The sequence below is a fragment of the Nonomuraea ceibae genome, assembly GCF_019396325.1.
In the GTDB taxonomy this organism is placed as follows: Bacteria; Actinomycetota; Actinomycetes; order Streptosporangiales; family Streptosporangiaceae; genus Nonomuraea; species Nonomuraea ceibae.
Genome location: NZ_JAHKRO010000033.1, coordinates 36,844 through 56,289 on the forward strand (window position 1 = coordinate 36,844; position 19,446 = coordinate 56,289).

Sequence of the window (19,446 nt, forward strand, 5' to 3'; positions counted from 1 at the left end):
GTCAGTGCTGGGAGAGCAGGTGGGCGAGCTCCTGCTCGACCTCCTGGTTGGCCACGAACAGCAGCTCGTCGCCCGCCTCCAGGGGGTCGTCGGCGGTCGGCACCAGGACGCGGCCCTCGCGCAGGATCGCCACCAGCGCCGAGTCCGTGGGCCACGGCACCGTGCCGGCCCGCTGGCCCACCACCGGCGCGTCGTCGGCCAGCGTGAGCTCGACCAGGTTGGCCTGCCCCTGGCGGAACGTCATCAGCCGCACCAGGTCGCCGACGCTGACCGCCTCCTCGACGAGCGCGCTCAGCAGGCGCGGCGTGGAGACCGCGACGTCGACGCCCCACGATTCGTTGAACAGCCACTCGTTGTTGGGGTGGTTGATGCGCGCGACCACGCGCGGCACCCCGTACTCGGTCTTGGCCAGCAGCGACACGACGAGGTTGACCTTGTCGTCGCCGGAGGAGGCGACGACGACGTGGCAGTTGCTGAGCCCGGCCTCGTCGAGGGAGGCGATCTCGCAGGCGTCGGCGAGCAGCCACTCGGCGCGCGGCACGCTGTCGATCTTGATGGCCTTGGGGTTGACGTCGATGAGCAGGACCTCGTGGCCGTTCTCGAGGAGCTCGGCGGCGATGGAGCGGCCGACGGCGCCGGCCCCGGCGATGGCGACGCGCATCACTCGTCCTCTTCCGGTGCCTCGGCCAGCACCTGGTTGATCCGGTCCATGTCGTCCTCGGCGGCGATGACGTGCAGCACGTCGCCGTCCTGCACCATCGTGGTGCCGGTGATGACCACGGCCTCGCCCATCCGGTTGAGGAAGGCGATGCGGGCCCCGGCGTGCGCCTCCAGGTCGACGACGCGGGTGCCGATCCAGGCCGGGTTGACCGTCACCTCGGCCAGCACGACGGTGCCGGTCGGGTCGCGCCACAGCGGCTCGGCCCCCTCGGGCAGGACGCGGCGCAGGATCTGGTCGGCGGTCCAGCGCACGGTCGCCACGGTCGGGATGCCGAGCCGCTGGTAGACCTCGGCGCGCCGGGGGTCGTAGATGCGCGCCACCACGTCGTCGACGCCGAACGTCTCGCGGGCCACGCGGGCGGAGATGATGTTGGAGTTGTCGCCGCTGGAGACCGCCACGAACGCGGCGGCGGACTCGACGCCCGCCTCGGTGAGCACGTCGCGGTCGAAGCCGATGCCGGTGACCCGGCGGCCGCGGAACCCGGCCCGCAGCCTGCGGAACGCCTGCGGGTCCCGGTCGATGATCGCGACCGAATGCCCGTTGTCCTCAAGGATGTGCGCGAGGGTCGATCCGACCCGGCCACACCCCATGATCACTATATGCATACTCCCCCGCACTCCGCGGTCGGCCCGTTGCTCGACACCAGTATGGCGTCCACCGGGAGCGCCCCGTCGGCGGCACAGGCACATAGGACTAGCATTCCGTAACGTGGCGAAAGCATCGGATCTTGTCAAACGCCTGCTCGTGGGGCGGGCCCTGAGAAGCGGCCAGCTTCACGAGCAACTCCTGCCGAAACGCATCGCCCTGCCCGTGTTCGCCAGCGACGCGCTCTCCTCCGTCGCCTACGCGCCGCAGGAGATCCTGGTCATCCTGTCGCTGGCGGGTGTCTCGTTCTACGCCTACAGCCCGTGGATCGCGATCGCCGTCGTGGTCGTGATGCTGACGGTCGTGGCCTCCTACCGGCAGAACGTGCACGCCTACCCGAGCGGCGGCGGGGACTACGAGGTGGCCACCACCAACCTGGGCGCCAACGCGGGGCTCACCGTGGCCAGCGCCCTCATGGTCGACTACGTGCTCACGGTCGCGGTGTCGGTGGCCAACGGCGTCGACTACGTGGGCGCGACGATCCCGTTCGTGGCCCAGCACAAGCCCGCCGTGGCCATCGGGATCGTCATCCTGCTCACCGTCGTCAACCTGCGCGGCCTGCGCGAGTCGGGGGCCGCGTTCGCGATCCCCACGTACGCGTTCATGATCGCGGTGCTCGGCATGATCGCCGTGGGCGGGTTCGAGGTCGTCTTCCTGAAGGAGGAGCTGCGCGCGCCGAGCGCCGACTTCGGCATCGTGCCGGAGCAGACCGACCTGACCATGTTCGCGGCGGCGTTCCTGGTGCTGCGCGCCTTCTCCACCGGCTGCGCGGCCCTGACCGGCGTCGAGGCCATCAGCAACGGCGTGCCCGCCTTCCGCAAGCCCAAGAGCCGCAACGCCGCCACCACGCTGCTCATGATGGGCCTGATCGCGATCAGCATGTTCGGCGGCATCATCGCGCTGGGCCTGGCCTCCGGGGTCAAGGTGGCCGAGCCGTCGGTGGCCGCCACCGACCTGCTGCGGCCCGACGGCACGCCGGTCGGCCCCGGCTACCACCAGCAGCCGATCATCTCGCAGGTGGCCGACGCGGTCTTCGGCGGCGGGTCGCTGCCGTTCGTCGTCATCTCCGGGGTCACCGCGCTCATCCTGTTCCTGGCCGCCAACACCGCCTTCAACGGCTTCCCGGTGCTCGGCTCGATCCTCGCCCAGGACCGCTACCTGCCGCGCCAGCTCCACACCCGGGGCGACCGGCTCGCCTTCTCCAACGGCATCATCATCCTGGCCCTGATGGCCTGCCTGCTGCTGTGGGGCTTCGACGCCGACGTCAGCCGCCTGCTGAACCTCTACATCGTCGGCGTCTTCGTCTCGTTCACGCTCAGCCAGACCGGCATGGTCATCCACTGGACCCGCCGGCTCAAGACCGAGGAGGACCTGAAGGCCCGCCACCAGATGCACCGCTCGCGCACGATCAACTTCTTCGGCGCGGTCATGACCGGGCTGGTGCTCGTGGTGGTGCTGCTCACCAAGTTCGTGGTCGGCGCGTGGATCGTGTGCATCGCGATGCCGATCCTGTTCCTCATGATGAAGGCCATCAGGCGCCACTACGACAACGTCGCCGCCGAGCTGGAGATCACCGAGGAGTACGACGAGTCGACGCTGCCCGCCCGCAACCACGCCATCGTGCTCGTCTCGAAGATCCACAAGCCGACGCTGCGGGCCCTGGCCTACGCCCGCGCCACCCGGCCGTCCACGCTGGAGGCCATTACGGTCGGCGTCGAGGGCAAGGAGGCGCGGGCGCTGCAGGAGGAGTGGGAGCGGCGCGGCATCCCGGTGCCGCTCAAGATGCTCAACTCCCCCTACCGGGAGATCACCCAGCCGATCCTCGACTACGTCAAGACCGTGCGCCGCCGCTCGCCGCGCGACGTGGTGACGGTCTTCATCCCCGAGTACGTGGTCGGCCACTGGTGGGAGCACCTGCTGCACAACCAGAGCGCGTTCCGGCTGAAGGCGCGGCTGCTGTTCAAGCCGGGCGTCATGGTGACGAGCGTGCCGTGGCAGCTCCACTCCTCCGACCGGCTGCGCGGGCGCCCCGAGCAGTACGCGCCGGGCGTGGCGCGGCGGTCGGGCGGCGAGCGGGTCAAGAACCGCTGAGCAGCAGCCCGCGCAGCCTGGCGGTGTCGGCCTCGCTCCACCCGGGCGGCGCGGCCACGGCGGCCCACCCGTCGGCGATGTTGGGGCCGTAGCGGTGGCCGTGGCCGGGCGGCACCGACAGCCCCGCCGTCATGTCGACCAGCACCTGCCAGAACGTGACCAGCGGGAACCAGTTCATCTGCGGGTTGACGCCGGGCCCGCGCGGCCCCTCCAGCCAGCCGGGCCGGTCGTAGATCAGCCGGGGCGTCCACCACACGACCGGGTCGGAGGCGTTCTGCAGGTAGACGACCCGGGGCTCCTTCCACGGGCCGGGCGGCCGCTCCAGATCGCCGGGCCGCTGGGCGAACCGGACGGTGACGCCGTCCTGGTAGACGGGCCGCCACAGCGGGCTGCCCCGGTCGCGGCCGGCGGTGACCTCGTTCCAGATCGGGTTGGCGTTCGGCGGCCCGACGAACAGCGCGCCGTCGGTCCTGGCGGCCAGGTCGTCCACGTCGCGGAAGGCGTTCTCCAGCGCGAACGAGCCCAGGCTCTCGCCCGAGACCACCAGCTTGGGCCGGTCGCCGGCGGGCAGCTGCTCCCACCGGGAGCGCACCGCGTCGAACAGCGCCGCCCCGGCCTGCGCCGCCTTCTTCTGGTCGACCAGGAACGACACCCAGCTCGGCAGGTAGGAGTACTGCAGTGCGACCAGGGCCGAGTCGCCCCCGTACATGTACTCCAGCGGATCGGCCATGCCCTGGTCGACCCAGCCGGTGCCGGTGGTGCCCAGCACGGCCAGCACCGCGCGGTCGAACGCGCCCGTGCGCTCCAGCTCGCGCACCGCCAGCGCCGCCTGGTCACGCGGTGAGGCCGTCGTGTCGAGTCCCACGTACACGCGGATGGGCTGCCGGGCGGGCTGCCCGGTGAACTCCCGCAGCCGGGCCGGGGTGGTGGCCGTGCCGACGAACCTGCGCCCCTCCCGGCCCAGGGAGTCCCAGCTCACCAGCGACCCGGGGCCGCCGGACAGCGAGGCGGAGGCCGGCCGGTGGACGCCCGGGTGCGTGGTGGCGTTGGTCACGGACGAGATGTCGCTCATCGTCCGGACGAACCCGGAGAACAGCACGTCGTTGGCGAACACCGCCACCAGGAAGCCGACGACCAGCACCCCGAGCACGTGACCCACGTAGAACGGGACGAACCTGTCGAGCCAGGCGATCAGCTTGCGCCCGCCGAGCCGGACGAGCCGGGCCAGGCCGAGGAACAGCGCGAACAGCACCGCGGCCAGCGCCAGGATGACCGGCGGGAACCAGGTGATCGCGGTGTCCATGCCCATGAGGGCCCGCAGGTCGCGCTGCCAGTCGTAGCTGTACCACAGCGCGGCGGCGGTCAGCAGCGCGCAGCCCGTCAGCATGATCCGCCAGGCCGGCCTGCGCCAGCGCTCCGGCGGGCGGCGGCGCACCAGCGCCCGCCACACCGCGCCCGCCGAGGCCCCGGCGGCGTAGCCGAGCACGGCCGTGACCGCGCCCATGACCCCCTGGTAGAGCCACGTCCGGGGCAGCAGCGACGGCGTCAGCGACGCGCAGAAGAACAGCGTGCCGAGCAGAGTCCCCCCGAACCCCAGCTTCCACAACTCAGCGTCCCCCCGAACCACTGACGAGCGTGCGACCACTCAGCGTAACCGGAGGAGTGCCACCCGGCTGGGCATAGGGTATGCGTGTGGAACAGGTATCACTCGAGCTGACAGTAGGTCCGGTCGCCCACGGCGGCTGGTGCGTGGCACGCCACGAGGGGCGCGTGGTGTTCGTCCGGCACGCGCTGCCGGGGGAGCGGGTCCGCGCCAAGGTCACCGAGGAGACCACCCGGTTCCTGCGCGCCGACGCCGTGGAGATCCTCGAGCCGTCGCCCGACCGCGTCGTCCCGCCGTGCCCCTATGCCGGGCCCGGGCTGTGCGGCGGCTGCGACTGGCAGCACGCCACGCTGGAGGCGCAGCGCGGGCTCAAGGCGGCCGTGGTCGCCGAGCAGCTCCACCGGCTGGCCGGCATCGAGCGTGACGTGGTCGTGGAGGAGGTGCCGGGCGCCAAGGACGGCCTCGGCTGGCGCACCCGCGTCCAGTTCGCCGCCCTGCCCGACGGCCGGCTCGGGCTGCGCAAGCACCGCTCGCACGACCTTCAGCTCATCGACGCCTGCCTGATCGCGCACCCGGAGGTGGAGGCCGTCGCCGCCGAGGACCACCAGTGGCCGGGCGCCGCGTCGGTCGAGGTGATCGCCTCCTCCGAGGGCGACCGGGCCGTCGTGGTCGCGCCGCGCCCGCGCCGCAAGGTGGCGGTGCCCGACCTCGACGCGCCCGCCTCGATCCTGCTCGACCAGGGCAAGGGCCGCACCGTGCCGCGCCACGGCTCCGGGCTGCTGCACGAGCGGGTGGGCGACCGCGAGTTCCGCGTCTCCGGGAGCGGCTTCTGGCAGGTGCATCCCGGCGCGGCCGAGACGCTGCTCGACGCCGTGCTCGCCTACGCGGCGCCGGAGCCGGGGGAGTGGGCGCTCGACCTCTACTGCGGCGTGGGCCTGTTCGCGGCGGGCCTGGCCGAGGCGGTCGGCCCCGAGGGGGCGGTGTTCGGGCTGGAGTCGGAGGCCGCCGCCGTGCGCGACGCCCGCGCCAACCTGCGCGACCTGCCTCAGGCGAGGGTCGAGCGCGGCCGGGTGGAGGAGGCGCTGGACCGCTTCCAGATCGAGCGGGCCGACCTCGTCGTGGTCGACCCGCCCCGCTCGGGGCTGGGCCTCGACGTGGTGGAGCGCGTCGTGTCGCTGGAGCCGCTGCGCGTGGTGTACGTGTCGTGCGACCCGGCGACGCTGGCCCGCGACCTGAAGTGGTTCGCCGAGCGCGGCTACGAGCTGGGTGACCTGCGCGCCTTCGACGCCTTCTCGATGACCCACCACGTGGAGTGCGTGGCGCTGCTCACCCGCCGGCCGAGCTGATCAGCGCGGCGACGCCGTCGAGGATGCGGGCGAGCCCGAACCGGTAGTCCAGCCGCCGCTCCTCGGCCGGGGTGCCCGCGGGATAGTCGTAGGCGCCGGCGTCGACGGCGGCCCGCAGCGCGGGGAAGCGGGCCCCGTCGACCAGCCGGCCGAGCAGGTCGCTGTAGGCGGCGATCGACTCGCCCGAGGCGGCGGACCCGAGGTCGGCGCCGAGCCGCGCCACGGTGTGCAGGTGGCTGGCGACCAGCAGGGCGACGCCCGCCTTGTCGGCCTCGCTCAGCCCGGTGCCGCGCAGGGTGCGCAGGGCGCGGTCGGTCCAGGCGAGCTGGTTGGGCGTGATCGGCGGCCCGGTGATCGGCAGGTGCACGACCCAGGGGTGGGCGTGCAGCATCTCCCACTGCGCCCGGCACCAGCGCTCCAGGCCGTCGCGCCAGCCGTCGAAGGGCTCGTCCAGCTCGGGGGGCAGGGCCGCGACGCGGTCGAGCATCAGCAGCAGGAGCTCGTTCTTGCTCTTGACGTGCCGGTAGAGCGACATCGTGGTGTAGCCGAGCCGCTCGGCGACCCGGGCCATCGACACGGCGTCGAGCCCGTCGGCATCGGCCAGCTCGACGGCCGCGCCGGTGACGCGGGAGAGCGTCAGCCGGTTTCTCGGCGCGGGCTCGGGCGCGCCGAGCCGGGCCCACAGCTCGGCGAGGCCCGCGGGCAGCTCTTCCTTCATCGCTCCGCCTTCACTCGTTGACTCCTCCCGAAGTGTATGCCATATATTCGAGTGTATGACATACACATCGCTGATCGCGGGCGGCGGCATCGCCGGCACGCTGAGCGCGATCGCGCTGCACAAGGCGGGCATCGCCGCCGTCGTCCACGAGGCCTACGACCGCGACGCCGACAACGCCGGCGCCTTCCTGACCCTCTCGGTCAACGCGCTCCACGCCTTACGCACCCTCGGCGTCGACGCCGGGGAGATCGGCTTCGCGACGCCGAGGATGGCCCTGACCAGCGGCTCCGGCAGGAAACTCGGCGAGCTCCGTTACGGCGACCCGCTCCCCGACGGCACCGTCAGCCGGACCGTCAAGCGCGCCGACCTCTACCGGCTGCTCCGCCTGCACGCCGAACGGCTCGGCGTGCCGATCGAGTACGGCAAGCGGCTCGTCGAGGCCGAGAGCGACGGCCGCCGGGTGCTGGCCAGGTTCGCCGACGGCGGCACGGCCGAGGGCGACCTGCTCATCGGCGCCGACGGGCTGTGGTCACGCACCCGCGAGATCATCGACCCGCGCGCGCCCGGCGTCCGTTACTCGGGACTGCTCAACACCGGCGGCTACGCCCGCGGCGTGTCCACCGGCGCCGAACCGGGGCTGATGTGCGCGATCTTCGGGAGGCACGCCTTCTTCGCGCACCTCACCCACCCGGACGGCGAGGTCTGGTGGGCGGCCAACCTCACCAGGAAGGCCGAGCCCAGCCGCGCCGAACTGGCCGCGACCGGCCCGGAGGAGTGGCGGGCCCACCTGCTCGGCCTGTTCCGCGACGACGAGGGCCCCGCCGCCGGCCTCGTCGCGGCCTCCGGCAAGATCTTCGACGCCTGGAAGACGTACGACGTCCCGGCCGTGCCCCGCTGGCACCGCGACCGGATGATCGTCATCGGCGACGCCGCCCACGCCACCGCCCCGTCGATCGGGCAGGGCGCCGCCATGGCCATCGAGGACACCGTCGTCCTGGCCAAGTGCCTGCGCGACAGCCCCGGCGTCACCGCCGCCTTCACCGCCTACGAGCGGCTGCGCCGCGCCCGCGTCGAGCGCGTCGTCGCCCAGGGCAACAGCACCGGCGGCTGGAAGGGGCTCGGGCCGATCGCCCGCATCCCGCGCGACCTCATCATGTCGGCCGCGCTGAAGCGGATGGCCCGGCGGGGCGAGGACCCGAGCCGGTGGATCTACGACTACCGCGTCGACTGGGAGGAACCGGTCCGCGCGGACGCCTGACCCGTCACAGCCAGCCCATGCGCTGGGCGGTGCGGATGGCCTCCAGCCGGTTCTGGGCGTTGAGCTTGGTCATGGCGCTCGACAGGTAGTTGCGCACGGTGCCCTCCGTCAGGTGCAGCTCCCCGGCGATCCGGGAGATGGCCATGCCGTCGGCCGCCAGGCGCAGCGCGTCACGCTCCCGGTCGGTCAGCGGGCTGTCGCCGGCCGCCATCGCCGCCGCCGCCAGCTCGGCGTCCAGGTAGCGCCCGCCCGCCTGCACCTTGCGGATCGCCATCGCCAGCTCCTCCGCCGAGGCGTCCTTGCCCAGGAACCCGCTCACCCCGGCGGCCATCGCGCGGCGCAGGTAACCGGGCCGGCCCAGGCTCGTCAGGATGACGATCTTGCAGTCGGCGCTGATCCGCTCGGCGGCGCTGAGCCCGTCCATGCCGGGCATCTCGATGTCGAGCACCGCCACGTCCGGCCGGTGCTCCGCCACGGCCGCCACGACCTCGTCGCCCCGGCCGACCTGGGCGACGACCTGGATGCCGTCCTCCAGGTCCAGCAGGGCGGCGATGGCGCCGCGGATCAGGTGCTCGTCGTCGGCCAGCAGCACGCGCGTGGTCATGCGGGCACCTCGACCCTGAGCAGGAAGGCGCCGTCGGGGGTGGGCGCGGCCGAGAGCGAGCCGCCGGCGGTCGCGACGCGCTTGGCGAGGCCGCCGAGACCGTTGGGGGCGTGCTCGCCCACGGCTCCGCTGACGCCGTCGTTGGACATCTCGAGGATTCCTTCCCTGATCGTGATCGTGCAGCGTTCGGCCCGGCTGTGCTTGAGGACGTTGGTGGCGCCCTCGCGGACCACGGTGGCCAGCAGCGTACGGGTCTCCGGCGCCAGGCCGGCGGTGTCGTCGGCCTCGACCGTGCAGCGCACGTCGGCGGCCTCCAGCACAGCGCGGACGCTGGCCAGCACCTCGTCGAAGTCGAGCGCCCGGTAGCTCTGCACGGTGGCGCGCACCTCGCGCAGCGCCTGCCGGGCCGTGTCGCGCACCTCGAACATCTCGCGCGCCGCGTCCTCCGGGTCGGCGCGCAGCAGCTCCTGGGCGCCCGCCGCGCGGGCCGCGATGCCGGTCAGGCTCTGGCCGAGCAGGTCGTTCAGGTCGCGGGCGAACCGCAGCCGCTCCTCCGACACCGCCAGCAGCGCCTTGGCCTCCTGCCCCTCGTGCGCCTCCTTGGCGAGGCGCCACAGCCACATGTTGGCCTGCATCCCGGCGCCGAGCGTCAAGCTGAGCGCGCCCTGCACGACCAGCGGCAGCGGCTGGAGGTCGCCGGCGATCAGGAGGTTGGCCGTGGTCAGCCCGAGCGTGGCCAGCGTCGCCGCGGCCAGGGTCCGGCGGCGCACGAACGGCGCGATCATGGCCAGCCACACGGGAGCGGCCCAGATGACCGGGATCACCAGCTGCAGCAGCGTGATCACCCCGCCGGCCACGAGCATGGCGGTCGGACGCCGCTCGCCGCGCACGGCGATCCGGACCGCGCGGCTCGCCATCACGATCAGGGCCAGCTGCAACGCCCCGGAGATCACGGCCACGGGCACCGGGAGGCCGTACTCGAGCACGAGGAGCGCCAGGTGCAGCAGCCCCACCAGGCCGATGAGGAAGCCGATGTCGCCGGAGTAGACGACGATCCAGCGGATCTTGTCCAGCTTGGTGGCCGCGCGCGTCCGGCCGGCGCGGAAGGGCCGGCTCATACGGGCACCTCCGCGCGCAGCAGGAACTCCCCGGCGGGCGTGGGCGAGGCGGAGAACGAGCCGCCCGCCGTCGCCATCCGCTCGGCCAGCCCGCGCAGCCCGCTCCCCGCGCCCGCGGGCGCGTCCGGCGGCACCCCGTCGTTGCGCATCTCCAGCACCCCGCGGGCGATGGTGATCTCGCAGCTCGTGGCCTTGCTGTGCTTGAGCACGTTGGTGGCCCCCTCACGCACCGCCCAGGCGAGCAGCGTACGGGCCTCGGGCGACAGGTCGTCGGCCCGGACGTCGGTCACGCAGCGGGCCCCGGCCCCCTCCAGCGCGGCGCGCACGCCTCTCAGCTCCGCGTCCAGGTCCAGCATCCGGTAGCCGTCGACGGCCACCTGCACCTCGACCAGCGACTCACCGGCCAGGCGGCGCACCTCCGCCATCTCGCGCCCGGCCTTGGCTGCGTCCTTGGTGGCGAGCTTGGCGGCCAGCTCGCTCTTCAGCGTGATCACCGACAGGCTGTGGCCGAGCAGGTCGTGCAGGTCGCGGGCGAAGCGCAGCCGCTCCTCGGCCACGGCGAGGCGGGCCTTGGCGGCCTGGCTGTCGTGCGCGTCGCGGATCGTCCGCCACAGCCAGCACCAGATCCAGGTGGCGGCCGGGATGAAGACCGCGCTCAGCGCCTGGCTCATCAGCACCGCCTGCCAGGGCTGGTCCAGCGCGGCCGAGACGTACACGGTGATCGCGGTGACGAGCGTGGCGCCGGCGCAGACGGTCACCCACAGCGGCAGATACAGCGCGACGGAGGAGAGCCACACGTACGTCAGCGTCTCCCAGGTGCCGCTGGCGTCGGGCGGCAGGGGCAGGACCGGCAGCATCGCGGCGGCGGTGAGCAGCCCGCCGGCGACCAGCTTCGCCGTCGGCCGGGGGCGCTCGTCGTAGGCGTCGCGCATCACGAGGGAGTACAGGACCATCACGCCGGCCATGGACAGCAGGCCCACGGCGGTGGTGACGGGGGACTGCCGGCCCTCCGTCGTGGCGTTCACCATCACCGCGACGAGGAAGAAGCCCAGGAGGACGACCATGCCGTCCATCCAGTAGAGCAGGAGCTTCTTCGCGGTCTCCGGCCTGGTGGACACCCGCCCATCCCCCTATCGCCCAAAAGCACCCCGTATCGGGACAACCTTATAGTTTCAGCGGGGGTGCGCCGAGGTCACGCGGAGAAGCCGTGCAGGACGCGGGCCGCCTCCGGGGCGGGCTCGGCGCCCCGCGCGGACAGCCACGGCACGCCGTAGCGGGCGGCGAAGGCGGTGAGCTTGCGGGCGTCGCCCTCGCTCAGGTCGTCCGGGCCGGACAGCACGCAGGTCACCGCCATCCGCCGCCAGGCGTCGTCGGGCTCGGCCAGGCCGTACACCTCGGCGAGCTGGGTGCGGGCGGCGCGCAGCGCCTCGGCGAGCCGCTGCATCCGGCCCTCGGGCGCGCTCTGCGGCTCGATCTCGGCCAGCAGGTTGACGCCGGAGACGTCGGCGCCCGCCCGCCGGGTGAGCCGCAGCGTCTCGACGTCGCGCGCGGCCAGCCCGTACGGCTTGAGCGGCAGCGTGAAGCCGACCCGCAGCCGCCGCTCCTGCTGCAGCGCCCGGATCGCCCGCGCCCGCCGCAGCACCGTGGCCTCACCGGCGCCCGAGCGCGGGTCGAGGCCGGCGTCGGAGCGCAGGTCGAAGTCGATGTAGGCGGCGTCGAACGCGCCGACGGCCCGCCGGTAGGCGGCGGCGAGCGCGCCCGGCCTGGTGCAGGTGGCGGCGGCCTCCCGCCCGTCGGGGCCGCCGAAGACCAGCCCGGCGTCGCCGCCCCTGGCGCGCAGCCGCCCGATCTTGTTGGCGACCGGGTCGTGGCCGAAGTCGAGCCGCCCGGCCCAGCGCACGCCGCACCCGTCGGGCCCGGCGACCAGGTGGCCGAGCGCGTACCAGCGCACCCCGGTGCGGCGCGAGTCGGCCGGCAGGTCGAAGCCCGGGTCGGCGGCGGTGTCGACGAAGCCGACGTAGCCGCCGGGCACGGGCGGCGGCGTCGGCGAGGGGGACGGGGAGGGCCGCGCGGGCGGGGGCGGCGGGTCGGCCGGCTGGAGCGTGGCGCGGGCGGGCAGCAGCGAGACCGCCACCCCTGTCGCGCCGGTCAGGGCCAGGGCGAACAGGACCGCGAAGGGCCGCGGGAGCGTGCCGGTGGGTCTTCTGCGCCGCGAAGCCGACATGTCGACCACCCTCCGTGTTCGCAGAGCTACAGGGTGCGCTTGAGGGTGGACGTTAGCAAGCGTTCGCGGTGTCGCGGGGGCAATCTCCGGATGACGTCCGTTGTGTGGCGATAATGGCGACATGAAGTTGCGGATCTTCACCGAGCCCCAGCAGGGCGCCACCTACGACGATCTCCTCGCCGTCGCCCAGGCCACCGAGCGCCTCGGCTTCGACGCGTTCTTCCGGTCCGACCACTACCAGCGCATCGGCGCGGGCGACCCGGGCCCCGGCTCGACGGACGCGTGGATCACGCTGGCGGGGCTGGCGCGGGAGACGTCCGGGATCCGGCTGGGCACGCTGGTGACCCCCGCGACTTTCCGGCTGCCCGGCCCGCTGGCGATCAGCGTCGCCCAGGTCGACGCCATGAGCGGCGGGCGCGTCGAGCTCGGGCTCGGCACCGGCTGGTTCGACGGCGAGCACGCCGCGTACGGGATCCCGTTCCCGCCGGTGGCGGAGCGGTTCGGCCGCTTCGAGGAGCAGCTGGAGATCGTCCGGGGGCTGTGGGCGGCCGGCAAGTCTTTCTCCTACGACGGCCGCTACTACCGGCTCGTCGACTCGCCCGCGCTGCCCAAGCCGGCGCAGCGGCCCGGCCCGCCGATCATCATCGGCGGCGTCGGCGCCAAGCGCACGCCCCGGCTGGCCGCCACGTTCGCCGACGAGTACAACGTGCCGTTCCACCGGCTCGGCGACACCGGAGCCGCCTTCGACCGGGTCCGGCAGGCGTGCGAGCGGACCGGACGCGAGGTCGTCCTGTCGGCGGCGCAGACCGTGTGCGTCGGGCGCGACCAGGCCGAGCTGGAGCGCCGGGCCGCCGTCATCGAGCAGTCGCTCGAAACGCTGCGCGAGGCCGGGCTCGCCGGGACGCCCGCCGAGGTGCTGGAGAAGATCGGCAAGCTCGGCGAGCTGGGGGCCGAGCGCGTCTACCTCCAGGTGATGGACCTGGCCGACCTGGACCACCTGGAGCTGATCGCGGCCGAGGTGTTGCCGCACGTCTGATCGGATATGCGGTGGCATGTCCCAGCCGGGCTGCGGCACACTTGGCGGGGTGTTGCTGACGATCTCCACCACCGTGTCGCCTGCCACCGACCTGGGCTTCCTGCTGCACAAGCATCCGGACCGGGTGCAACGGTTCGCCCAGTCGTTCGGCGAGGCGACGGTGTTCTACCCCGAGGCGGGCGCGGAACGCTGCACGGCGGCGCTCCTGCTCGACGTCGACCCGGTCAAGCTGGCCCGGTCACGGGGCAAGGGATCGCCCGACTTCAGCCTGTCGCAGTACGTCAACGACCGGCCCTACGCGGCCTCGTCGCTGCTGGCCGTGGCGCTGGCCGACGTGTTCCGCACCGCGCGGGCCGGACGCTGCAACGCCCGGCCGGAGCTGGCCGCCACGCCGCTGCCGCTGCGGATCCGGCTGCCCGCGCTGCCCTGCCGGGGCGGCCCCGAGCTGGCCGGGCGGCTGTTCACGCCGCTCGGCTGGCACGTCACCGCCGAGCCGGTGCCGCTCGACGCGGGCTTCCCCGAGTGGGGCGACTCGCGGTACGTGCGGCTCACGCTCGACGGCACCGTGCGGCTGGCCGACGCGCTCAACCACCTGTACGTGCTGCTGCCGGTGCTGGACGAGGCCAAGCACTACTGGATGGCGCCGGACGAGATCGACAAGCTCGTGCGCGCCGGGGAGGGCTGGCTGCGCGACCACCCGGAGCGCGGGCTGATCGTCCGCCGCTACCTGGGCCGGCGCTGGAGCATGGCCCGCGTCGCCCTCGCCCGCCTGGCCGAGCTGGGCGACGACACCGAGGAACAGCTGGAGCCCGCGGTCGCGGAGGACGCCCCGGCGGGGGAGACCGCGGCCGACGAGGCCGCCGAGGCGGAGGCGGCCGAGGCTGTCGAGGCGGAGGCGGACGGGCTCGGCGAGCGGCCCGTCAGGCGCACGCCGCTCAACACGCGGCGCCGCGAGGCCGTGCTGGAGACGCTGGAGGAGCTCGGAGCCGTCAGCGTGATCGACCTGGGCTGCGGCCAGGGCGAGCTGGTCGGGGCGCTGCTGTCCAGGCCGCGCTTCGCCAGGGTCGCCGGCATGGACGTCTCGCCGATGGCGCTGACCATCGCCGCGCGCAAGCTCAAGCTGGAGCGCATGCCCGACGCCAAGCGCGCCCGGCTCACGCTGTTCCAGGGCGCGCTCACCTACACCGACAAGCGCCTGACCGGCTACGACGCCGCCGTGCTCATGGAGGTGATCGAGCACGTGGACCCGCCCCGGCTGGCCGCCCTCGAACACGTCGTGTTCGGTCACGCCAGGCCCGCGCACGTGCTCGTGACCACGCCCAACGTCGAGTACAACGTCCGCTACGAGTTCCTGACCGGCCTGCGCCACGCCGACCACCGCTTCGAGTGGACCAGGGCCGAGTTCGCCGCCTGGGCCCAGGACGTGGCGGCCCGGCACGGCTACCGGGTCGTGTTCCGGCCCGTGGGCGAGGAGGATCCGGAGGTCGGCCCGCCGACCCAGATGGGGGTGTTCACCCGTGATTAGCGTTCCCGAGCTGTCGCTCGTCGTGCTCGTCGGCGTCTCGGGCAGCGGCAAGTCGACCTTCGCCGCCCGCCACTTCAAGCCGTCGCAGGTCATCTCGTCCGACTTCTGCCGCGGCCTGGTCTCCGACGACGAGAACGACCAGAGCGCCACCCCCGCCGCGTTCGACCTGCTGCACCACATCGTCGGCGTGCGCCTGTCGCGCGGCCTGCTCACCGTGGTCGACGCCACCAACGTGCAGTACGCGGCCCGCAAGAGCCTCATCGACCTCGCCCGGCAGCACGACGTGATGGCCGACGCCATCGTGCTCGACGTGCCGGAGGAGGTCGCCGTCGAGCGCAACGCCGGCCGCCCCGACCGCGACTTCGGCGCCCGCGTGGTGATCCGCCAGCGCAAGGACCTGCGCCGCTCGCTCGGCAAGATCTCCCGCGACGGCTTCCGCAAGGTCCACGTGCTGCGCGGCGTCGAGGAGATCGATCGGGCGGAGATCACGTACGAGAAGGCGTGGTCCGACCGGCGCGAGCTGACCGGCCCGTTCGACATCATCGGCGACGTCCACGGCTGCCGGGCGGAGCTGGAGGCGCTGCTGGCCGAGCTCGGCTGGCAGGGGCTCACGCACCCCGAGGGCCGCACCGCCGTGTTCGTCGGCGACCTCGTCGACCGGGGCCCCGACACGCCGGGCGTGCTGCGCCTGGTCATGAGCATGGTCGCGGCCGGCACCGCGATCTGCGTGGCCGGCAACCACGAGCAGAAGCTCGTGCGCGCGCTGGCCGGGCGCAACGTCAAGGTGGCCCACGGGCTGCAGGAGTCGCTCGACCAGCTCGCCGCCGAGCCGCCGGAGTTCGTCGAGTCGGCGCGGACGTTCATGGACTCGCTGCTCAGCCACTACGTGCTGGACGAGGGGCGGCTCGTGGTCGCGCACGCCGGGCTCAAGGAGGCCTACCACGGCCGCGCCTCCGGCCGCGTGCGCGCCTTCGCCCTGTACGGCGACACCACCGGTGAGACCGACGAGTACGGGCTGCCCGTGCGCTACCCGTGGGCCGAGGAGTACCGGGGCCGGGCCATGGTCGTCTACGGCCACACGCCGACGGTCCAGCCGGAATGGGTCAACAACACGATCTGCCTCGACACCGGCTGCGTGTTCGGCGGCCACCTGACCGCGCTGCGCTACCCGGAGCGCGAGCTCGTCCGGGTGCCGGCGGAGAAGGTGTGGTACGAGCCGGTCAAGCCGCTGGCCGCCCCCGCGCGTGACGCGGTCATGCTCGACATCGGCGACGTGCAGGGCACCCGCCACGTCGAGACGCGCTTCGCCGGCCGGGTCAAGGTGGCCGAGGAGAACGCCGCCGCGGCGCTGGAGGTCATGAGCCGCTTCGCGGTCGACCCGCGCTGGCTCGTCTACCTGCCGCCGACGATGGCGCCGTCGCAGACGTCCGCGCTCGACGGCTACCTGGAGCACCCGGAGGAGGCGTTCGCGGAGTTCGCCGAGGCCGGGGTGGCCGAGGTCGTGTGCGAGGAGAAGCACATGGGCTCGCGGGCCGTGGCCGTGCTCGCCCGCACGCCCGAGGTGGCGGCGGCGCGGTTCGGCGTCACCGACGGCAGCGCGGGCGCCGTCTACACGCGCACCGGGCGGCCGTTCTTCGACGACCTGACGCCGCTGGTCGACCGGCTGCGGGAGGCGTGCGCGCCGCTGTGGGACGCGCTCGGCTCCGACTGGGTGGTGCTCGACTGCGAGCTGCTGCCCTGGTCGGCGAAGGCGGACGGGCTCATCAGGTCCCAGTACGCGTCCGTGGGCGCCGCCGCCGGGGCCGCGCTGCCGGAGGCGGTCTCGGCGCTGGAGGCCGCCGCCGCGCGCGGGCTGGAGGTGTCGGAGCTGCTGGAGCGCACCCGCCGCCGGGCGGGCAACGCCACGCTGTTCCGCGACGCCTACGCCCGCTACTGCTGGCCGGTCGACGGCCTGGAGGGGGTGCGGCTGGCGCCGTTCCAGATCCTCGCCTGCGAGGGCCGGGCCACGGCGCTGGAGCCGCACGCCTGGCACCTGTCGACGCTGGGGCTGCTCGACGCGCCGATCATCGCGCCGACCCGGCACGTGTTCGTCTCGCTGGACTCGCCGTCGTCCCGCGCCGAGGCGACGGCCTGGTGGGAGGCGATGACGGCGGCGGGCGGCGAGGGCATGGTGGTCAAGCCCGCCGCGCACACCGGCGGCCGGGTCCAGCCGGGCGTCAAGGTCAGGGGCCGCGAGTACCTGCGCATCATCTACGGCCCCGACTACACCGAGTCGCTGGGCGTGCTGCGCCGGCGCTTCCTCGGCAAGAAGCGGTCGCTGGCGCTGCGCGAGCACGCGCTCGGCCTGGAGGCGCTGGCGCGGCTGGCCGACGGCGAGCCGGGCTGGCGGGTGCACGAGCCGGTCTTCGCCGTGCTCGCGCTGGAGTCCGAGCCCGTGGACCCGCGCCTGTGACCGCCGACCGGCACCGGCCCGGCTACCTGCGCCGCCGCCTGGGCCGCGCCGTCCTGCTGTACGGCGTCGCCCTGGCGGTGGCGGCCGTGGTGGTGGCGGTCTTCTGGCTCGCCCAATTTTGAGTAATTGGAGCAGTACGTAAGGTAGTCACGGGTATGTCCCTCAGCCAGAGGGGGAAGGACCCGCATGGCTACTCAGCACGCCCATCAGGAGAACCTGGGTCACGTCGTCTTCATCGCGGCGGCGGCGGCCATCGGCGGGTTCCTGTTCGGCTACGACAGTTCGGTCATCAACGGCGCCGTGGTCGGCATCCAGCGCCACTTCGCGGTCGGCGCGGTCGAGACCGGGTTCGTGGTGGCGATCGCGCTGCTCGGCTCGGCCGTCGGCGCCTGGATCGGCGGACGGCTCGCCGACCGGTGGGGGCGCACCCGGACCATGCAGGTGGCCGCGGTGCTGTTCGCCATCAGCTCGATCGGGCAGATGCTGCCGTTCGCGATCTGGGACCTGGCGCTGTGGCGGGTGCTCGCGGGCGCCGCGATCGGCATGGCCTCGGTGCTCGGGCCCACCTACATCGCCGAGGTGGCGCCGCCCGCCTACCGGGGCAGGCTCGGCTCGTTCCAGCAGCTCGCGATCGTGCTCGGCATCGCCGTCTCCCAGCTCGTCAACTACGTGATCGCCAGGCTGGCGGGCGGCGACGTCAACAACCAGCTGTGGGGGCTGGAGGCGTGGCAGTGGATGCTCGGCGCCTGCGTCGTGCCCGCGCTGCTCTTCCTGCTGTTCGCCTCGACGATCCCCGAGTCGCCGCGCTACCTCATCATGGCGGGCCGCACCCGGCAGGCCCGCGCGGTGCTGGCCGAGGTCGAGGGCGAGGACGTGGACCTGGACGAGCGCGTACGGGAGATCCAGCACGTGCTGAGGTCCGAGGCCAGGCCCACGATGAAGGATCTGCGCGGCCCGGCGCTCGGCCTGCTGCCGATCGTGTGGATCGGCATCGTCCTGTCGGCCTTTCAGCAATTCGTGGGAATCAACGTCATCTTCTACTACTCATCGGTCCTGTGGCAGTCGGTGGGCATCAACCAGGCCAACTCGCTGCTGATCAGCTTCTCCAGCTCGATCATCAACATCATCGGCACGTTCATCGCCATCTCGCTCGTCGACAAGATCGGGCGCCGGCCGCTGCTCCTCATCGGCTCCGCCGGCATGGCGATCTCGCTGGCCGCCGCCGCCTGGGCGTTCAGTTCCGCCAGGCCCGTCGGCGGCGACGTGTCGCTGCCCGACCCGCAGGGCATGATCGCGCTGATCGCCGCCAACCTGTTCGTGCTGTTCTTCGCGCTGTCGTGGGGGGTGGTGGTCTGGGTGCTGCTCGGCGAGATGTTCCCCAACCGGATCCGCGCCGCCGCGCTCGGCGTCGCCGCCGCCGCGCAGTGGATCGCCAACTGGCTGATCACCGTCACGTTCCCGGCCCTCGCCGAGTGGAACCTGCCGCTCACGTACGCGATGTACGCCCTGTTCGCCCTGCTGTCGTTCGTCTTCGTCCTCAAGTGGGTCAAGGAGACCAAGGGGCGCCGGCTGGAGGAGATGGGCTGAGCCCGCTCACCTCCGGTCGCACGCCCGCTTGACCAGAGAGAACACCATCGCCCCGAGCGCGACGAAGAAGAGCAGCTTGAACAGGCCCGCCCCGCCGGTCACCACCATCGCCACCATGAGCATGACCAGGATCGGCACGAACCGCCCCGGGCCGTGGCCGTGGCGGCGGCCCGGGTGCCGGGGCCCGCGCAGATGATGGCTCATGCCGGGGTGCCGCTGGGCCAGCTCCCGCATGCGGTCGCGCTGCTCGCGCATCGCCGCGTGCCAGGAGTCGACCGTGTGCGGCGGCACCGGCCCGGCCTGGGCGACGGGGCCCTCGCCGGGCAGGTCCTGCGTGATCGTGGCCAGGTCCCGCCGGGTGCGGGCGGCGAGCGTCCGGTCCAGCCGCTCGTCGAGCTCCTCGTGTGTCAGGCGCCCCAGCGCGAAGTGCTCGCGCAGGGAGGCCATCGTCCGCTCGCGCTCGGCGTCACCGATGCGCAGGTCGCCGTGGTCCATGGCGGTCGCCACCCCCTTCAAGG

17 protein-coding genes are annotated in these 19,446 nt (G+C 73.2%); 8 read left to right on the plus strand and 9 right to left on the minus strand.

The window, feature by feature from the left end:
* Position 1: 1 nt before the first annotated feature.
* Positions 2 to 661 (minus strand): potassium channel family protein, encoded by a 660-nt coding sequence (locus tag KME80_RS21625; RefSeq protein ID WP_219507758.1) that lies wholly within the window; start codon positions 659 to 661, stop codon positions 2 to 4.
* On the minus strand, positions 661 to 1,326 hold the full coding sequence (locus tag KME80_RS21630) for a potassium channel family protein (RefSeq protein ID WP_219507760.1): 666 nt from the start codon (positions 1,324 to 1,326) through the stop codon (positions 661 to 663). Before KME80_RS21630 ends, KME80_RS21625 begins: the two co-directional genes overlap by 1 nt.
* 103 nt (positions 1,327 to 1,429) lie before the next feature.
* On the opposite strand from KME80_RS21630, the gene KME80_RS21635 reads away from it, so the two are divergent.
* Complete coding sequence (locus tag KME80_RS21635) at positions 1,430 to 3,457, plus strand: APC family permease (protein WP_219507762.1); 2,028 nt, start codon at positions 1,430 to 1,432, stop codon at positions 3,455 to 3,457.
* Here the strand turns inward: KME80_RS21635 and KME80_RS21640 are convergent.
* Complete coding sequence (locus KME80_RS21640; RefSeq protein ID WP_246645345.1) at positions 3,444 to 5,063, minus strand: alpha/beta hydrolase; 1,620 nt, start codon at positions 5,061 to 5,063, stop codon at positions 3,444 to 3,446. The genes KME80_RS21635 and KME80_RS21640 overlap by 14 nt on opposite strands.
* Before the next feature lie 86 nt (positions 5,064 to 5,149).
* On the opposite strand from KME80_RS21640, the gene KME80_RS21645 reads away from it, so the two are divergent.
* Positions 5,150 to 6,406, plus strand: a complete 1,257-nt coding sequence (locus KME80_RS21645; protein ID WP_308125870.1) for a class I SAM-dependent RNA methyltransferase — start codon at positions 5,150 to 5,152, stop codon at positions 6,404 to 6,406.
* Here KME80_RS21645 and KME80_RS21650 read toward each other — a convergent pair.
* A complete protein-coding gene (locus KME80_RS21650) occupies positions 6,387 to 7,124 on the minus strand; it encodes a TetR/AcrR family transcriptional regulator (RefSeq protein WP_219507766.1) in 738 nt (245 codons plus the stop codon). The two genes, KME80_RS21645 and KME80_RS21650, sit on opposite strands and share 20 nt — an antisense overlap.
* Positions 7,125 to 7,179: 55 nt before the next feature.
* On the opposite strand from KME80_RS21650, the gene KME80_RS21655 reads away from it, so the two are divergent.
* The gene (locus tag KME80_RS21655; RefSeq protein WP_219507768.1) at positions 7,180 to 8,382 is read left to right on the plus strand and encodes an FAD-dependent monooxygenase; all 1,203 of its coding nucleotides are present in this window, start codon (positions 7,180 to 7,182) and stop codon (positions 8,380 to 8,382) included.
* Positions 8,383 to 8,386: 4 nt separating this feature from the next.
* Here the strand turns inward: KME80_RS21655 and KME80_RS21660 are convergent, their stop codons facing one another.
* From KME80_RS21660 to KME80_RS21675, 4 genes are all read right to left on the minus strand, one after another.
* Positions 8,387 to 8,986 (minus strand): response regulator transcription factor, encoded by a 600-nt coding sequence (locus tag KME80_RS21660; protein WP_219507769.1) that lies wholly within the window; start codon positions 8,984 to 8,986, stop codon positions 8,387 to 8,389.
* Complete coding sequence (locus tag KME80_RS21665; protein ID WP_219507771.1) at positions 8,983 to 10,104, minus strand: sensor histidine kinase; 1,122 nt, start codon at positions 10,102 to 10,104, stop codon at positions 8,983 to 8,985. The genes KME80_RS21660 and KME80_RS21665 overlap by 4 nt, the downstream gene beginning before the upstream one ends.
* On the minus strand, positions 10,101 to 11,222 hold the full coding sequence (locus KME80_RS52795) for a sensor histidine kinase (RefSeq protein ID WP_219507773.1): 1,122 nt from the start codon (positions 11,220 to 11,222) through the stop codon (positions 10,101 to 10,103). The genes KME80_RS21665 and KME80_RS52795 overlap by 4 nt, the downstream gene beginning before the upstream one ends.
* Before the next feature lie 74 nt (positions 11,223 to 11,296).
* Positions 11,297 to 12,328, minus strand: coding sequence for a glycoside hydrolase family 18 protein (locus tag KME80_RS21675; protein ID WP_219507775.1), 1,032 nt, complete (start codon positions 12,326 to 12,328; stop codon positions 11,297 to 11,299).
* A gap of 121 nt (positions 12,329 to 12,449) precedes the next feature.
* Between KME80_RS21675 and KME80_RS21680 the strand changes: the two genes are divergently transcribed.
* The 5 genes from KME80_RS21680 to KME80_RS21695 all read left to right on the plus strand — a co-directional run bounded on the left by KME80_RS21680 (position 12,450) and on the right by KME80_RS21695 (position 18,928).
* Positions 12,450 to 13,364: an LLM class F420-dependent oxidoreductase gene (locus tag KME80_RS21680; RefSeq protein ID WP_219507777.1), complete on the plus strand. Its 915-nt coding sequence runs from the start codon at positions 12,450 to 12,452 to the stop codon at positions 13,362 to 13,364.
* Between the two features lie 49 nt (positions 13,365 to 13,413).
* Positions 13,414 to 14,889 (plus strand): 3' terminal RNA ribose 2'-O-methyltransferase Hen1, encoded by a 1,476-nt coding sequence (locus KME80_RS21685; RefSeq protein WP_219507779.1) that lies wholly within the window; start codon positions 13,414 to 13,416, stop codon positions 14,887 to 14,889.
* Complete coding sequence (locus KME80_RS21690; protein ID WP_219507781.1) at positions 14,882 to 17,341, plus strand: polynucleotide kinase-phosphatase; 2,460 nt, start codon at positions 14,882 to 14,884, stop codon at positions 17,339 to 17,341. The genes KME80_RS21685 and KME80_RS21690 overlap by 8 nt, the downstream gene beginning before the upstream one ends.
* Positions 17,338 to 17,463 carry a hypothetical protein gene (locus KME80_RS51945; RefSeq protein WP_281427099.1) on the plus strand — a complete coding sequence of 42 codons (126 nt, stop codon included), beginning with the start codon at positions 17,338 to 17,340 and terminating at the stop codon, positions 17,461 to 17,463. The genes KME80_RS21690 and KME80_RS51945 overlap by 4 nt, the downstream gene beginning before the upstream one ends.
* A 64-nt stretch (positions 17,464 to 17,527) precedes the next feature.
* The gene (locus KME80_RS21695; protein WP_219507783.1) at positions 17,528 to 18,928 is read left to right on the plus strand and encodes a sugar porter family MFS transporter; all 1,401 of its coding nucleotides are present in this window, start codon (positions 17,528 to 17,530) and stop codon (positions 18,926 to 18,928) included.
* A 6-nt stretch (positions 18,929 to 18,934) separates the two neighbouring features.
* Here KME80_RS21695 and KME80_RS21700 read toward each other — a convergent pair whose 3' ends face one another.
* Complete coding sequence (locus KME80_RS21700) at positions 18,935 to 19,435, minus strand: DUF1707 SHOCT-like domain-containing protein (protein ID WP_308125875.1); 501 nt, start codon at positions 19,433 to 19,435, stop codon at positions 18,935 to 18,937.
* Positions 19,436 to 19,446: the final 11 nt, after the last annotated feature.

What these genes read in the sequence shown, in the direction of transcription:
- KME80_RS21695 (WP_219507783.1), top strand. Translation starts at nt 17,528, where the DNA reads ATGGCTACTCAGCACGCCCATCAGGAGAACCTGGGTCACGTCGTCTTC.
- KME80_RS21680 (WP_219507777.1), top strand. Translation starts at nt 12,450, where the DNA reads ATGAAGTTGCGGATCTTCACCGAGCCCCAGCAGGGCGCCACCTACGAC.
- KME80_RS21650 (WP_219507766.1), bottom strand. Translation starts at nt 7,124, where the DNA reads ATGAAGGAAGAGCTGCCCGCGGGCCTCGCCGAGCTGTGGGCCCGGCTC.
- KME80_RS21665 (WP_219507771.1), bottom strand. Translation starts at nt 10,104, where the DNA reads ATGAGCCGGCCCTTCCGCGCCGGCCGGACGCGCGCGGCCACCAAGCTG.
- KME80_RS21630 (WP_219507760.1), bottom strand. Translation starts at nt 1,326, where the DNA reads ATGCATATAGTGATCATGGGGTGTGGCCGGGTCGGATCGACCCTCGCG.
- KME80_RS21660 (WP_219507769.1), bottom strand. Translation starts at nt 8,986, where the DNA reads ATGACCACGCGCGTGCTGCTGGCCGACGACGAGCACCTGATCCGCGGC.
- KME80_RS21675 (WP_219507775.1), bottom strand. Translation starts at nt 12,328, where the DNA reads ATGTCGGCTTCGCGGCGCAGAAGACCCACCGGCACGCTCCCGCGGCCC.
- KME80_RS21655 (WP_219507768.1), top strand. Translation starts at nt 7,180, where the DNA reads ATGACATACACATCGCTGATCGCGGGCGGCGGCATCGCCGGCACGCTG.
- KME80_RS21625 (WP_219507758.1), bottom strand. Translation starts at nt 661, where the DNA reads ATGCGCGTCGCCATCGCCGGGGCCGGCGCCGTCGGCCGCTCCATCGCC.